This window comes from Clostridium chromiireducens (assembly GCF_003575225.1).
Lineage (GTDB): Bacteria > Bacillota > Clostridia > Clostridiales > Clostridiaceae > Clostridium > Clostridium chromiireducens.
Genome location: NZ_QXDJ01000004.1, coordinates 102,569 through 117,172 on the forward strand (window position 1 = coordinate 102,569; position 14,604 = coordinate 117,172).

13 protein-coding genes are annotated in these 14,604 nt (G+C 30.9%); all 13 read right to left on the minus strand.

From position 1 onward, the window contains the following. On the minus strand, positions 1-255 hold the full coding sequence (locus tag D2A34_RS16345) for a YggT family protein (protein ID WP_079440068.1): 255 nt from the start codon (positions 253-255) through the stop codon (positions 1-3). Positions 256-267: 12 nt separating this feature from the next. Further along, positions 268-720: a cell division protein SepF gene (locus D2A34_RS16350; RefSeq protein ID WP_079440069.1), complete on the minus strand. Its 453-nt coding sequence runs from the start codon at positions 718-720 to the stop codon at positions 268-270. Continuing rightward, a complete protein-coding gene (locus D2A34_RS16355) occupies positions 713-1,393 on the minus strand; it encodes a YggS family pyridoxal phosphate-dependent enzyme (RefSeq protein WP_079440070.1) in 681 nt (226 codons plus the stop codon). Before D2A34_RS16355 ends, D2A34_RS16350 begins: the two co-directional genes overlap by 8 nt. 87 nt (positions 1,394-1,480) lie before the next feature. Then, positions 1,481-2,215, minus strand: coding sequence for a DUF881 domain-containing protein (locus D2A34_RS16360; RefSeq protein WP_079440071.1), 735 nt, complete (start codon positions 2,213-2,215; stop codon positions 1,481-1,483). Between the two features lie 12 nt (positions 2,216-2,227). Continuing rightward, positions 2,228-2,617: a small basic family protein gene (locus D2A34_RS16365; RefSeq protein WP_079440072.1), complete on the minus strand. Its 390-nt coding sequence runs from the start codon at positions 2,615-2,617 to the stop codon at positions 2,228-2,230. A gap of 12 nt (positions 2,618-2,629) precedes the next feature. Continuing rightward, the gene (locus tag D2A34_RS16370; protein ID WP_079440073.1) at positions 2,630-3,358 is read right to left on the minus strand and encodes a DUF881 domain-containing protein; all 729 of its coding nucleotides are present in this window, start codon (positions 3,356-3,358) and stop codon (positions 2,630-2,632) included. A gap of 7 nt (positions 3,359-3,365) precedes the next feature. Next, positions 3,366-4,124 carry a cell division protein FtsQ/DivIB gene (locus D2A34_RS16375; protein ID WP_079440074.1) on the minus strand — a complete coding sequence of 253 codons (759 nt, stop codon included), beginning with the start codon at positions 4,122-4,124 and terminating at the stop codon, positions 3,366-3,368. A gap of 262 nt (positions 4,125-4,386) precedes the next feature. Next, on the minus strand, positions 4,387-5,526 hold the full coding sequence (spoVE, locus tag D2A34_RS16380) for a stage V sporulation protein E (RefSeq protein ID WP_079440075.1): 1,140 nt from the start codon (positions 5,524-5,526) through the stop codon (positions 4,387-4,389). Between the two features lie 25 nt (positions 5,527-5,551). After that, positions 5,552-6,532, minus strand: a complete 981-nt coding sequence (mraY, locus tag D2A34_RS16385) for a phospho-N-acetylmuramoyl-pentapeptide-transferase (protein WP_079440076.1) — start codon at positions 6,530-6,532, stop codon at positions 5,552-5,554. 64 nt (positions 6,533-6,596) lie between these two features. Further along, the gene (locus D2A34_RS16390) at positions 6,597-7,955 is read right to left on the minus strand and encodes a UDP-N-acetylmuramoyl-tripeptide--D-alanyl-D-alanine ligase (protein ID WP_079440077.1); all 1,359 of its coding nucleotides are present in this window, start codon (positions 7,953-7,955) and stop codon (positions 6,597-6,599) included. A 54-nt stretch (positions 7,956-8,009) separates the two neighbouring features. Next, positions 8,010-9,473 (minus strand): UDP-N-acetylmuramoyl-L-alanyl-D-glutamate--2,6-diaminopimelate ligase, encoded by a 1,464-nt coding sequence (locus D2A34_RS16395; RefSeq protein ID WP_079440078.1) that lies wholly within the window; start codon positions 9,471-9,473, stop codon positions 8,010-8,012. A 298-nt stretch (positions 9,474-9,771) separates the two neighbouring features. Further along, positions 9,772-12,027, minus strand: a complete 2,256-nt coding sequence (locus D2A34_RS16400) for a stage V sporulation protein D (protein ID WP_079440079.1) — start codon at positions 12,025-12,027, stop codon at positions 9,772-9,774. A gap of 246 nt (positions 12,028-12,273) precedes the next feature. Beyond that, positions 12,274-14,535 carry a stage V sporulation protein D gene (locus D2A34_RS16405; RefSeq protein ID WP_079440080.1) on the minus strand — a complete coding sequence of 754 codons (2,262 nt, stop codon included), beginning with the start codon at positions 14,533-14,535 and terminating at the stop codon, positions 12,274-12,276. Positions 14,536-14,604 lie beyond the last annotated feature (69 nt).

Consider the following 14,604-nt stretch of genomic DNA (forward strand, 5'->3'; position numbering starts at 1 on the left):
TCAAAGTATAAGACCTCTTAGTAAATTTATAACTAGAAGAGCAATTATAGGCGAAAAATCCATTGGTATTCCTGAAATTAGTCTATCTTGAAGCCTCCTAAATGGCTCTAAAATAGGATAAACAAAATTGTGTATTAAATTTAAAAATTTATTTCCCTGAAGTTGAGGAATCCATGAAGCTATGCACTCTATGATTATAGCTAGTTCCAAAATATTAAAGAACATATCTAGAACCATATAAACACTATTAATCATAATTTTAACCTCCTATTTTGACCAATTGAATAACGCTTTCGAACTAAGTTCATTCTTTAATTCATTTGTAACTTCAACATTTGAAGGCGAAAGAATATATACACCTTTTTCTATTTGTTGCAATTCTCCACCTAATGCATAACAAGAACCGCTAATAAAATCTAATAATCTTTGAGCTATCTTTAATTCTAACACTGTTGTGTTAACTAATACTATTCTTCTATTTTTTAATGCTTCACAAATCTCTGTCGCTTCTTCGTAATCAACTGGCTTAGTTATAGTTACTTTTGTAGTAGAAGATGTGTGTATGTTTACTACCTTACTATTTTTCTTATTAGTAATAACTGGTTCTATTGTATCATCATCTTTAGAATCATCTTCGAATTCATCTTCAATATAGTCCTCATAATCCTCATAATCCTCAAACCCTAATAAAGATTTAACTTTTGATATAACATTACTCATTACTTTCGCCTCCTAAATTATAATTTCTTTCTCCAAATATTCCTGTCCCCACTCTAACTAAGTTTGAACCTTCTTCTATTGCTGTCATAAAATCATGAGTCATTCCCATAGATAATATGTTCATATTGATATTCTTATATTCTTTTTCCTTAAGCTCATCAAAAATCTTTCTAGTTTTTCTAAAATACTTTCTGTTACTTTCTTCATCTCCTATTGGAATAATTACCATTATACCTTTTACAGAAACAAAATTACATTTTTCAATTGCTTCTATAAGTTCATATAAATTTTCTTCTAAAATTCCACTTTTGCTTTCTTCTCTTCCAATATTAATCTGAATTAGTGTGTTCGCAATCTTATTCGCTTTACCAAAGCTTTTTTCAATTTCATTTAGTAAGCTGATACTTGATAGCGAGTGTATTAGGTGAACATTATCAACCAAATACTTAACTTTGTTACTTTGAAGATGTCCTATAAAATGCCACCTGACATCATCATGAAAACTTTCTGCTTTTTTTGCCATTTCTTGAACTTTATTTTCTCCAAAATCTCTCATTCCAGCCTTATATGCTTCTTCTAAATATTCTAATGGCTTCGTTTTGGAAACAGCTAAAAGCGTTACTTCTGATGGAATTTTAGATTTTAGTTCTTCAATATTTTGCTTAATTCCCATAATAAACACCTATAAAACTATCCCTTTCCTTTACATAATAATTATTCTATATTAAATTTAAAATTCCTGCAAAATTATAAATTTATTTTATTTCTTACTTTCATCTCTACTCATGTATTTAACATTTGAGTTGGCACTTGTTGGAGGCATAATAATTTTATCCACTTCTTTAATATCCACATCAAGTTTTCTAAACATAAGTTGTTTAATATGACTTCCATCCTCCAATAGAGCCGCTTTTAACTTTTCAGAATCCCCTATTACATAGATATTAAAAGGAGCATATTCCATTCCCCCATCATCAAATCCTATAAAAGCCCAATTGCATATAACTCCTGACCATGGCACAATTCTATGGTTATTAACACTAATAGCTTCTGCACCTGCAACTCGAAGTTCATTTAGAACCAAGGCCATATCATTATCATGCAAAAGCTTATTATTAATTTCGTCTGTATTTTCTTCCATTGCATTAGTTTTCCCATCATTTATCCTTAATATTATCCCTGGCCCTTCAATTTTACTTAATCCAATAAACATTTCATAATCATTAATCTGAGCTTTCATATCCTCAAGAATCTTATCATCTTTTTTGTCATTATTAACATAATTCCTAATTTTATCTATTTTCTCAATATTATCTTCTTTCAAATTACCTATTTCTCTATACAAGGCTGCTCTTTCTTCAACTGCATTTTGATACTGGGATGAATTTAGTTGACTGTAAGATTGAATTCCTTTGAAATTAAAATTTATAGATATTAAAAATCCTAATATTATTGTTGCAATGAAAACAAAGAGAAAGTCTTTATTATTTTTCATCACATCACCTCATCATTTAATCTCATCTTGTTCATTTACCGAATTATTTTTCAATTTATTTTTTCTCCAAATCTTAAATTGCTCTAATAACAACCTTCTTATGATTGCGAAATTATCAAAGATTCTTCCTCCAAATACAATTACCGCCGCCATATATATGGGTATCCCTAGTTTATCTCCTAAATATGCAAGACACGCTGCTAGTAAAGCATTTCCAAAAAATCCCGATATAAATATATCAGGTTGAAAATTTTTGGAAAGGTTACCTCTAATTGCCCCAAAAACTGAATCTAAACATGCAAGAATAGCCACAGACATATATGGTGAAAACTTATCAGATATATTAACATCTAATACAAATCCAAGTATTACTCCAATTAGTAGTCCTATTACTGCTATCAAATCTACTCTCTCCTATTCTTTTACTGATTTAATAAAATCACTTTTTAATGATTGTGTTGTTTTTCCTATAAATATATCCTCTTCTGTTTTCACTTCATTATTATAGTTAGGAAGAGCAAGATATTCTAAAGAACCTGGAAAGGATATTCCCACATTAAGTCTGCCCTTCTCTCCAATTGCCTTAATTACAATCTTATCTTTAGGATATACTTTTCCGGTCGATCCTATAGCAATTCCGTTCCCAGCCGTTTTAATTCCTGTCTGAGGAGTTATTCTAATATCATTTATAGATATAGCTTCTGCTCCTGAATACCAAAGTAAATTTACTATATGCACCAATTCATCTTCTCCTAGATTTCTACCGTTATCACTTGGGTTAGAACCAAATATAGATGTTTTCGGTGTTATTGTTAGTACAATACCTGGTCCTTTTACATCAACCACCCCTAAATGCATTCTTGCATTATCAAGCTGATTCTTTATATCTTTACCTAGGTCACCATCTTTTGCTGCTGTTTCTTCCATTTGCTTAAGTTCATCAGATAATTTTGTATTTGTCTTTGTCAATTCATCTTTTTCCTTTTTAAGTGCTTCTACTTCAGAAATTATATCATTCTTTTCATAATTACTAATATTGGATTCCATATTTTTATTAGATAATACTTTAAATTGATATGCTAATAAAAAACCTAAAAGTCCACAAACAAGTGCTATAAATAATTGCGATCTAGATAACTTCATTATTATCTTACCTTTCTTTATAATATACAGGTGCTCCATTAAATCCTACGTCAACATAACCTTTACTAATACCTATATTAGGATTTTCAATTATATGTAACAACTTATTCATCTTATCCGGTATGTTCTCATCATTGCCTAATCTTCCTTCTACTTGACCAACACAAACTTTTATATTCATAAGATCACTTATGTCAATATAATTTATATTATAATTAGTAGGATTTTTATTTATTATCTGAAAAAAAATATCTAAAATTTTTATTGTTCTATCATCATCAATTGTCTTTTTTCCAGGCTCTACGTCTTTTAAATTCATTCCTATTATGTTAACCAAATTTCTATTTTCAATATTATCTGTTTTCTCAAGAAGATTACACTCACTATCTAAAATATAATAGTACCCATCCTTCTCCACATAGTACAATCCTTGCTTTTCTAAAACTTTAATATTAACTTGTTTCGGGTATGTTTTACTAATCTCAATATTTTGTACATATGGATTTTTCTTTGCTTCATTTGTAATATTTTGCTTATTAATAAATAAAATATTCTGTCCAATTAAATTTTCCGTTCTCTTCTTTACATCCTCTCCGCTCATAATAGGATTACCTACGATAGATACTTTCTTAATGATAAAGAAATCCGATTTTGTTGCAAAAACAATTCCTCCAATCATCAAAATTATACTGATCATTATTATTTTTTTTACTCGCCTTTTTTTTTGAGCCTTTAAAATCAATTTATTATTTCTTTGTTTTATCATATCCATCCCTATTCTTTGTACTACTTGTATAATAGCATGAGTTTACATATATAATAATACCACTTTAACAAAATATTTTCATTAAATTTTCCTATTGATTTTATATATTTCTCAGTTAAATGTTTTCACAATTATATTAATTGTGAAAATTATATTTTATTATTCAAACATTCAATTCTAAATACATCCATGTGAGTAAAAAAATAAAGAGTAAGGAACTATATCATAATTCTTTACGCTTTATTTTATTAGAACATTTTCTTTAATTTCCTTTACTCTCTTCTTTTCCTTCAATTTGCCGCGATATATTTAAAAGTATTCCGACAGCCGTCATATTTATTAAGAGTGCCGTTCCTCCATAACTTATAAATGGTAAAGGTACTCCTGTTACTGGCATTGATCCAGTTACAACTGCAATATTAATTAAAGATTGTACTGCTATAACAGATGTTATACCTATTGCAAGAAGTGTACCATAGGTATCTCTAGCCTTCATTGCTACACTTATTCCTCTCCAAATAAATATTATAAATAATGTTATTATACATATACACCCAATCAATCCCAATTCTTCTCCAATTATAGAGAAAATAAAATCATTATGTGGCTCTGGCATATATAAGGTCTTTTGTCTCGATTGACCAAGCCCTAATCCAGTTACTCCACCTGCTCCTAATGCATAAAATGATTGTATTAACTGATATCCATCACCTATCGGATCATTCCAAGGATTCGTAAAACTCATTAATCTCTTCATTCTATAAGGTTCTAATACTGTAAATGCAACTGCAGCTGCAAACATTACAGGAGCAACTATCCCAAATAGATGCTTTAACTTGCCGCCAGCAGCAAAAAGAGTAATAAATGTTACAATCATTATTACTGACGCTATACTTAAGTTCTTTTGCGATAATACCAAAGCTGCATAAAATCCTGAAACACCTAGGTAGGGTAGTATCCCAGTCGAAAATTGCTTTACCCCCTCACCCTTAACTTCTAGGCTTCTAGCCAAAAACAGCACCACCACATACTTTGCTAATTCTGATGGCTGTAGACTACCAAAAGGTCCAAGAGGTATCCATCTTTGCGCTCCATTAACACTCGGGAAAAGAAATACTACTAATAATAAAGGAACACATCCTATCATTATCATCGCAGTATATTTCTTTAACTTATGATAATCCATACTCATTGTAAATGCCATTGCAACAACCCCAACAAGTGCTGCGATTCCCTGCTTTTTCAAATAATACATACTATCTCCCGATCTAAACATAGCATAATATGAACTTGCAGAATAAACCATAATTACACCAATAGAAAGCAGCAAAACTACAGTGTAAAATATACCATAATCAATTTCACCCATTTTATTTTTTCTTTTGGACCTAATGATCTTCATACATAAATCCTCCAAATCTAATTAACTAAAGTGCTATAAAACCTATTATACACAAAACTGCTGTAATACTTGAAAATACTGTTACTATTTTCACTTCACTCCACCCTAGGTGTTCAAAATGATGATGTATAGGAGACATTTTAAATACCCTTTTACCAGTTAACTTAAATGAAGTAACTTGAATTATAACAGATAAAGTTTCGATTACATACATACCCCCAACTATAACCACAAATAACTCCATTTTTAGCATTAATGCAATTGTCCCTATAGCTCCACCAAGAGCTAAAGATCCTGTATCTCCCATAAATATTTTTGCTGGGAAAGCATTATATTTTAGGAATCCAAGTAACGCTCCTGCTAATGCTAGTGCAAAAACTGCCACTTCATGATTTTGTGTTCTAAAGCCCACTATAGCAAAGAATGTCAATACGATAACAGTAACTGAAGTTGCAAGTCCATCAATCCCATCTGTTAAATTAACTGCATTGGTTACAGCCGCATAATAGACAATTATAAATGGTATATATAGTATACCTAAATCCATTCTATAGTCCTTGCTTGCAAAAGGCCATATTATATCTGTACCAATATATCTATATCCATACCATGCTAATGCTAATGAAAATAATAATAATAATATCATCTTTTGTCCCGCTTTTAGACCTAAATTATCCTTATGTATTATCTTTAAAATATCATCCAAAAATCCGATGAACCCAAATGCTAGAAATGAGTATAAAATAATCATTTCTTTACTCATTGGTTTTTGCCCCATAATTAATATAGCTGTGGCAGTAGAAATGAAAAATATCAATCCCCCCATTGTAGGAGTTCCTGATTTTTTCTGATGACTTTTAGGTCCATCTTTTCTTATATTCTGGCCAAATTTTAGTTTGTGTAATATTGGTATAAATATAGGCCCAAGTATTATTGAAAATATAAACCCTATTACTAACGGCCCCAATATTCTCCAATTTATCAATGAATTTATTACTTCCCCCATCCAGTGTTGCCTAAGGCATCAAAATAAATGCCTAATTAAGGCAAGTCACCTCCTTCGTTTTATTTTATTTTTCTATATATTTTATTATTTCTTCGAATTTTTCACTTCTAGATGCCTTAACCAAAATAATATCATCTTTATTTATTATATTTACTAATTCTTCCATTAATTCTTGTTTGCTCTTAAATATTATTGTATTTTCTTTAAAACCTTCTTTATAACAATCTTTGAATTCACCTGTAGTTAATAAAATATCGGCTTTTCCCCTCGCATATTTTCCAACTTCAGTATGTGCCTCTTTTGCATAATCTCCAAGTTCTCCCATAGTTCCTAATACTGCAATCTTTTTATTTCCATTATAATTTTTAAGAACTTCGAGAGCCGCCTTCATCGAATCAGGATTAGCGTTATATGAATCATTTATAATTGTAAAATTATCTTTTTTAATAAATTCAAGCCTCATCGATGTTGCATTAAAATTTTGTAATCCCTTTTCCATTTCATCAAAAGTCAACCCGAAATCTGCTGCTACTTGTATTCCCAAGAGTGCATTTAAAACATTATGCTCTCCAATCATACTTAATTTAAATCTATGGCTTTTGTTTTCTTTTGTTATTGCATCAAAAGAGGTATACTCAGAAGTTAATTTTATATTCTTAGCGTGAATATCATAATCTTCATTATAACCTATCTTCTCTAAACTATATTTATCACTTTTATTTACTAACTTTAACATATCATTTTCACAGTTTATAATTAAAGAATTCTTTGCTTCAAAATAATCAGCTATTGACATCTTCTCTTTAAGTATATTTTCACGTGTTTTCAAATATTCTATATGTGCTACGCCAACATTAGTTATTGCTGCTATATCGGGAAGAGCAATACTTGCAAGTTTATTAATTTCTCCAAAATTACTCATTCCCATTTCAAGCACAGCAATATCATAGTCCTTTGAAAGTTCAAATATCATTAACGGTAATCCAATTTCATTATTAAAATTACCTTGTGTTTTAAACACCTTATATTTCCCACTTAAGAATGCGGCAACTAAATCTTTTGTAGATGTTTTTCCTGTAGATCCTGTTATTCCGACCACTTTTATTCCAAGCTTTTTCCTATAGAATCTAGCCAGATCACCTAATGCTGTTTTAGTATTGTCAACCTTAATGATAGTTCCTTTATTTTTCAAATCTTTCAACTTAAATTTCACTTCATCAACTATTACTATAGACGCGCCTTTTTCAATAGCTTGAATTGTATAGTCGTTACCATTGAACTTTTCTCCTTTTAGCGCAATAAATAAATCATATTCATCTATTTTTCTTGTGTCAGTAGAAATCTTTTTAAAAACCCCTTCATTATTTTTAACTAATATCTCTCCATTGACTGCTTCAATTATTTCCTTTAAATTCAAATCCAAATCATCCACTCCTTTTTATCAGTATATGTTAAAGCAAAACTCTATAATTCATTATTAATGATTTCTTTCTCTGTCAAGTATTTCTTTAACGACCTCTCTTTCATCAAAATGAATTGTTTTATCTTTCAGAATTTGATATGTTTCATGACCTTTACCTGCTATAACTATTACATCACCTTTAGTTGCAATATCAATCGCTCTTTTTATAGCTTCTTTTCTATTTTCAATGATAATATACTTTTCCTTATCAAGACCAACTTCAATATCTTTTATAATGCTCATTGGATCCTCACTTCTTGGATTATCAGATGTTATTATTGATATATCTGCTATATCTGTTGAAATCTTACCCATCTGAGGTCTCTTCACTTTATCTCTATCTCCGCCACAACCAAATACAGATATTAGCTTGCCTTCAGTAAAGGCTTTTGAAGTGTTTAATATATTTTCAAGACCATCTGGCGTATGGGCATAATCAATTATAATTTCATAAGGTAAATTATACTCTCTAGCTACTCTTTCGCACCTTCCTAAAACAACTACGTTTTCTATGCCTCTTTTAATTGCCTCAACTGGAACCCCTGATTTAAAGCATGATATTATTGCTCCTAGTGCATTATATATATTATATTCCCCAGGTATATTTAAAATAAATTGTTCTTCTTCTTTTATATTAAGTTTAAATTTAATTTCTCTACTTCCCATTTCTTCATTAAATGCTTTATAGTCAGAATCCCCTTTTACTGAAAATGAATAAACATCGTCACTATTTAAAGCATATAAGTCACTCACTACTTGTCTTCCATAATTATCGTCAATATTAATAATTTTTATTCTTGATCTTTCAAATAACTTAAACTTTGCTTTGTAATAATTTTCAAAAGTCTTATGAAAATCTAAATGATCTCTTGTCAAATTTGTAAAAATCCCCACTTCAAAATTAACACCGTAAACTCTATCCAATTCAAGCGAGTGCGATGATACCTCCATAACACAATACTCCACACCTTTACTAACCATCTCAGAAAATAATTCTTGTAACTCTAAAGATTCAGGAGTAGTTCTTTCTGTATGGAGCCTTTCACTACCAATATAATTTGCTATAGTTCCAATTAATCCAACTTTTTTATTATACGCTTCAAGAATATCTTTAATCATAAATGCAGTAGTTGTTTTCCCATTTGTCCCAGTAATACCAATTATCTTCATCTTCTCGCTTGGATTATCATAGTAGTTTGCTCCCATTAAAGCCAAAGCTTTTCTTGTATCTGCACATTTAATGACTGTAATGCTATTATCATCTATCTCTATATCATCTTGAATAACAACTATCTTAGCTCCATTTTCAATTGCTTTATCAATATATCTGTGCCCATCAGTTGCATAGCCTTTTATACAAACAAAAATATCAAGATTTTTAACTTTTCTACTATCATAATTTATTTTATTGATTTCTACATCAATATCACCTTTAACAACTTTAAAATCTATTCCATCTAAAATACTTTTCAAATTCATATTAAATCTCTCCTAACTAATTTGCCTTATGCTACAAACTATAATAATTATTATCTTTAAATAAATACATAATTCATATTGTCTATTAGAATTAATAATTAAGGTCAAAATCCCCACAAAAGTTCCAAATTATCCGTTCCAATAAACAGTTATGAATTTCTTTAGAATTTGTGAATTAAAAAAATATAGCATGCGAGCATTCCCACATGCTAGTATTTTATCCTTAGTCTGATTCACTCTAAATTCTCTACATAATTTCATTTAATCTCATACTGGTTTATTATTTTTTGATTGTTCCTTAATCTTTATAATCTACACTCAATGTTAATTTAACAGTTGTTCCTTTAGTAATAATTTCTCCTTCAGAAATATCCTGTGTTGAAACAGTTCCATTTCCATCAAAAGTGACTGTAATTCCAAGCTTTTTTAATAAAGTATCTGCATCTTCTTTTGAATATCCCCTAACATTTGGCATTACAACATTATTATTATAAGTCGCATCACCACTTGTGTAAAGTGTTATTTTTGAACCTTCCCTTACTGAATTCCCTGGATATGGAGTCATATTTACTATTGTTTCTCCATCCCCATCTATAAGACAATCTAGTCCTATATTTTTCAATACTTCTTTAGCATCTTGAGGCTTCATATTTCTAACTTCTGGAATAACAACATCTTTACTAATTTTTTCTTTATCATCAGAATCTTTACTATTTAGATAGTTAAAAACATCCGTAAATAATAGTTTAGCATATGGTACAGCTACTTGTGCTGCATAATACGCACCATTACTAGGTTCATCAACGGTTATCATAATAGTAATTTTAGGATCATCGACTGGAGCCATTCCAACAAATGAAGAGATATACTTACCTTCTCCATATTTTCTACCAATAACCTTTTGGGCTGTACCAGTTTTACCACCAATGTGATACCCATCAATAAAAGTAGCTGTAGCTGATCCTCCTTTCACAACACCTTCAAGGTAAGTTCTAAGTTCTGCTGTCTTTTCTGGACTTGCGACTGTAGAACTTTTTGGCTTAAAAGTATCATCTACAATTTTAACATTATTTTCATCATTATGAGTTACTTCTTTCATTACATGAGGCTGAATTAGCGTACCTCCATTTGCTATTGCATTAAATGCTGCCATATATTGAACCGAATTTACTGTGTTAGTTTGACCAAATGATATTGTAGCAAGGTCTGCTTCTGAAACTTGATCAACTTTTTTTACAATTCCAGATGCTTCACCCGGCAAGTCAATTCCACTTACTTTTCCGAATCCAAATTTATCAATAGATTCACATAACTTTTCTTTACCAATCATTTGTCCTAATTTTACATATCCAACATTAGAAGAGTTTTTAAGAATTTCGGGTAAATTTTGAAATCTATTCAGTTGTTCAGCATTTCTTACAGTAATACCTCCTACTGATATTGATCCATTATCTACAAATTGTGTATCTTTATTAGCAACATTATTTTCTAAACCTGATATAGTAGTGATTACTTTAAATATGGATCCAGGTTCAAAAGTATCATTAACTAACCTATTTCTCCACATTTGCTGCACTTTGTCATTAATATTAGCACCATCAAATTTATCCGCCCCGCTATATGGATTATTTGGATCAAAATCTGGTTTATTAACCATACCTAAAACTTCACCTGTTTTAGGGTCCATAACTAATATTGAAACTGCTTTAGCTTTATTTTCATCATAGCACTGTTTCGCTATCTTCTCAGCAAAACTTTGAATATTTTCATCAATAGTTAAAGTAACATCTTTGCCCTTTATAGGCGCCGTATAATCAGGAACAGTATAAGGCAAGTCTGTATTATTTTTATCAAACTCTGCAATCTTCATTCCAGGAATTCCTGTCAAATAAGAATTATATTGAAATTCAACTCCTGTTAGTCCTTTGCCATCTGGATCAGTAATTCCTAAAACATGTGATAGAAAGTTATTATTAGGGTAATATCTTTTTGTATCTTGTGAAACTATAATTCCATTTATATTAAGTTCCTTGACTTTATCAGCCACACTTTTTTCTATTTTCCGTACTACAGTAACAGATCCCGCATCAGCACCACTTGGAAGCTTCTTTTCTAAGTCAGCTTTTATTTCTGATTCATCCATATTCAATGCCTTTGCAATCACAGGCGCAATATCATTATAATTTAATCCAGCGTTTCCTGTAGGTACAGGAATACCTACGCTTTTCATATGATCCAGTTCCTTGTTTGGAATAGATGTCAATTGTCTTTTTAAGTATGATCTCATAGAATTTAAATCAAAATCTACCCTGTAGACATTAGCAGATACGACGAGTTCATTTCCACTTCTATCCAGTATTCTTCCCCTTTGGGCATCCATCTTCACTTCGCTTGTCCACTGTTCTTCTGCTCTTCCAGAATAATCCGCACCATTAACCACCATTATATAAGATAATCGAATTAATAATAGCGCAAAAACTATTGTTAATGATAAAGCTATATACAGCGATCTTTGGCGCATTTTTCCTTTATTTATGTATCTTATCTTTTTCAACGACGTTCCTCCGTTTATTCTTACGAATTAAATCAGCTAACCTTTTTATAATTACTGTTAAATTACAATTAGTAAAATTTTCAAAAAATCTATTTAAGGCTTAATAAAATTGCTATTAAAAAATATTAGTATGTGAGCAATCTCTCACATACTAATACTTTTTTATTTTCAACTCTACCACAAACACTTCACAAACTCATAAACATTTAAGATTAAAAACCTTAATATTAACCCTGTTATACCTTTTTAATCTTTATAATCTGAGCTTAAAGTAAGTTTAACTGTTGTTCCTTTAGCTATTACTTCTCCTTGTGAAATATCTTGATCCGATACCGCTCCGCTTCCATCAAAAGCAGGCACTATTCCAAGGCCCTTTAACAAAGTAGTAGCATCCTCCTTAGAATATCCTCTAACATCTGGCATTACAACATTATTATTATAAGTCGCATCACTACCTGTGTAAAGATTAATTTTTGAACCTTCTTTTACTGAGTAGCCTGGATATGGTGTCATGTTTAATACCGATTCACCATCTCCATCTATATTAAAATCTAATTTTGCATCTTTCAATACTTTTTTAGCATCAGCAATCTTCATATTTCTAACTTCAGGAATTACTATATCTCTAGTAATTTGCACATTATTTTCATCTGAGAATTTACTATTTAAATAATTAAAAATATCTGTAAATAGTGTTTTAGCTGGTGGAACAGCAACTTGAGCCGCGTAGTATACCCCATTGCTTGGCTCATCAATTGTTACCATAATAGTAACCTTTGGATCACTAACCGGAGCCATTCCAACAAATGAAGATATATATTTACCATCTTGATATCTACCATCAATAACCTTTTGAGCTGTACCTGTTTTACCACCAATATGATATCCTTCTATGAATGTTCCTGTACCCGACCCACCAGTAACAACTCTTTCAAGATAACTTCTAAGTTCGGCTGTTTTTTCAGTACTAGCAACTGTTGATGTTTTAGGTTTAAATGTCTCGTCTACAATTTTCACATTATTTTCATCTTCATGAGTTACTTCCTTCATTACATGCGGTTGAATTAGGGTTCCTCCATTAGCAACAGCATTAAATGCTGCCATATATTGAACAGAGTTTACAGTGTTAGTTTGACCAAATGCTATTGTTGCGAGGTCCGCGTCTGATACTTTATTAACAGGCTTTACAATACCCTTCGCCTCACCTGGTAAGTCGATTCCACTTGCTTTACCAAATCCAAACTTATTAATGTATTCACATAATTTTTCTTTGCCAATCATAGCTCCCAGCTCCATGAATCCTACATTACATGAATTTTGAATTATATCTGGGAATACCTGCGCTCCATGTCCTTGTGTTCTCCAGCATTTTGGATGAATGCCACCAACTGCTAATGATCCATTACAAAAGAATTTTGTATCCTTATTAACAATATTTTCTTCTAATCCTGTAATAGCTGTTACAACTTTAAATATGGACCCTGGCTCAAATGTATCATTTACTAACCTATTTCTCCACATCTTTTGTACTTTATCCTCTTTAGTTGCTCCATCAAAATTATCTGAACCCTCTCGTGGATTATTAGGATCAAAATCTGGCTTATTAACCATTCCTAAAACTTCCCCTGTCTTAGGATCCATAACTAATATTGAAACTGCTTTTGCCTTAGTATCTTCATATGCCTGTTGAGCTGCTTTCTCAGCAAAATTTTGAATATTTTCATCAATTGTAAGAGATACATCTTTACCATTTACTGGTGATGTAAATTGAGATATTGTATAGGGTAAATCCCTGTTGTTTTTATCAAGCTCTGCAATCTTCATGCCAGGAATTCCTGATAGATATGAGTTATATTGAAGCTCCACTCCAGTTAATCCCTTACCATCGACATTAGTACTGCCTAGTACATGTGCTAGAAAATTATTATTAGGATAATACCGCTTTGTATCTGGCGAAACCAAAACTCCGCTTATATTAAGTTCCTTAACTTTATCTGCCTGTTCTTTTTCTATTCTTCTCACAAGAGTAGCAGATCCAGCATTTGCACCACTTGGAAGTTTAGTTTCAAGTTTATCCTTAACTTTTGTAACATCAAGGTCCAATGCCTTTGCAATAGCAGGCGCTATATCATCTGTTTTTAATCCTTCATCTCCAGAAGGAATAGGAATTCCTACGCTCTTCATTTGATCAATTTCAGTCTTTTTCAGATCTTTTAATGTTCTTTTCAAATATGACCTTATAGAATTCAAATCGAAGTCAACTCTATAAACATTAGCGGATACAGCAAGTTCCTTACCATTTCTGTCTAGTATTCTTCCCCTTATAGCATCTATTTTTACTTCGCTTGTCCATTGTTCCTCTGCCCTTGCCGCATAGTCAGCTCTCTTAACTATCATTATATATGAAAGTCTTATTGTTAATATTGCAAAAACAAAAGTCAAGACAAAAGCAGCAAAACTCATCCTTTGGCGCATTTTTGCTCTATCTTTATAATTTTTCTTTTTCAACGTCTACTTCCCCCATGTACTTTCTTTTGGTATATGAAAAGACAATAAGTCAAAGATACTTTGTATATT

Bases quoted from the DNA above. Each gene is read 5' to 3' on its own strand.
- D2A34_RS16345 (WP_079440068.1), bottom strand. From the start codon at position 255: ATGATTAATAGTGTTTATATGGTTCTAGATATGTTCTTTAATATTTTG.
- D2A34_RS16350 (WP_079440069.1), bottom strand. From the start codon at position 720: ATGAGTAATGTTATATCAAAAGTTAAATCTTTATTAGGGTTTGAGGAT.
- D2A34_RS16355 (WP_079440070.1), bottom strand. From the start codon at position 1,393: ATGGGAATTAAGCAAAATATTGAAGAACTAAAATCTAAAATTCCATCA.
- D2A34_RS16360 (WP_079440071.1), bottom strand. From the start codon at position 2,215: ATGAAAAATAATAAAGACTTTCTCTTTGTTTTCATTGCAACAATAATA.
- D2A34_RS16370 (WP_079440073.1), bottom strand. From the start codon at position 3,358: ATGAAGTTATCTAGATCGCAATTATTTATAGCACTTGTTTGTGGACTT.
- D2A34_RS16375 (WP_079440074.1), bottom strand. From the start codon at position 4,124: ATGATAAAACAAAGAAATAATAAATTGATTTTAAAGGCTCAAAAAAAA.
- spoVE (WP_079440075.1), bottom strand. From the start codon at position 5,526: ATGAAGATCATTAGGTCCAAAAGAAAAAATAAAATGGGTGAAATTGAT.
- mraY (WP_079440076.1), bottom strand. From the start codon at position 6,532: ATGGGGGAAGTAATAAATTCATTGATAAATTGGAGAATATTGGGGCCG.
- D2A34_RS16395 (WP_079440078.1), bottom strand. From the start codon at position 9,473: ATGAATTTGAAAAGTATTTTAGATGGAATAGATTTTAAAGTTGTTAAA.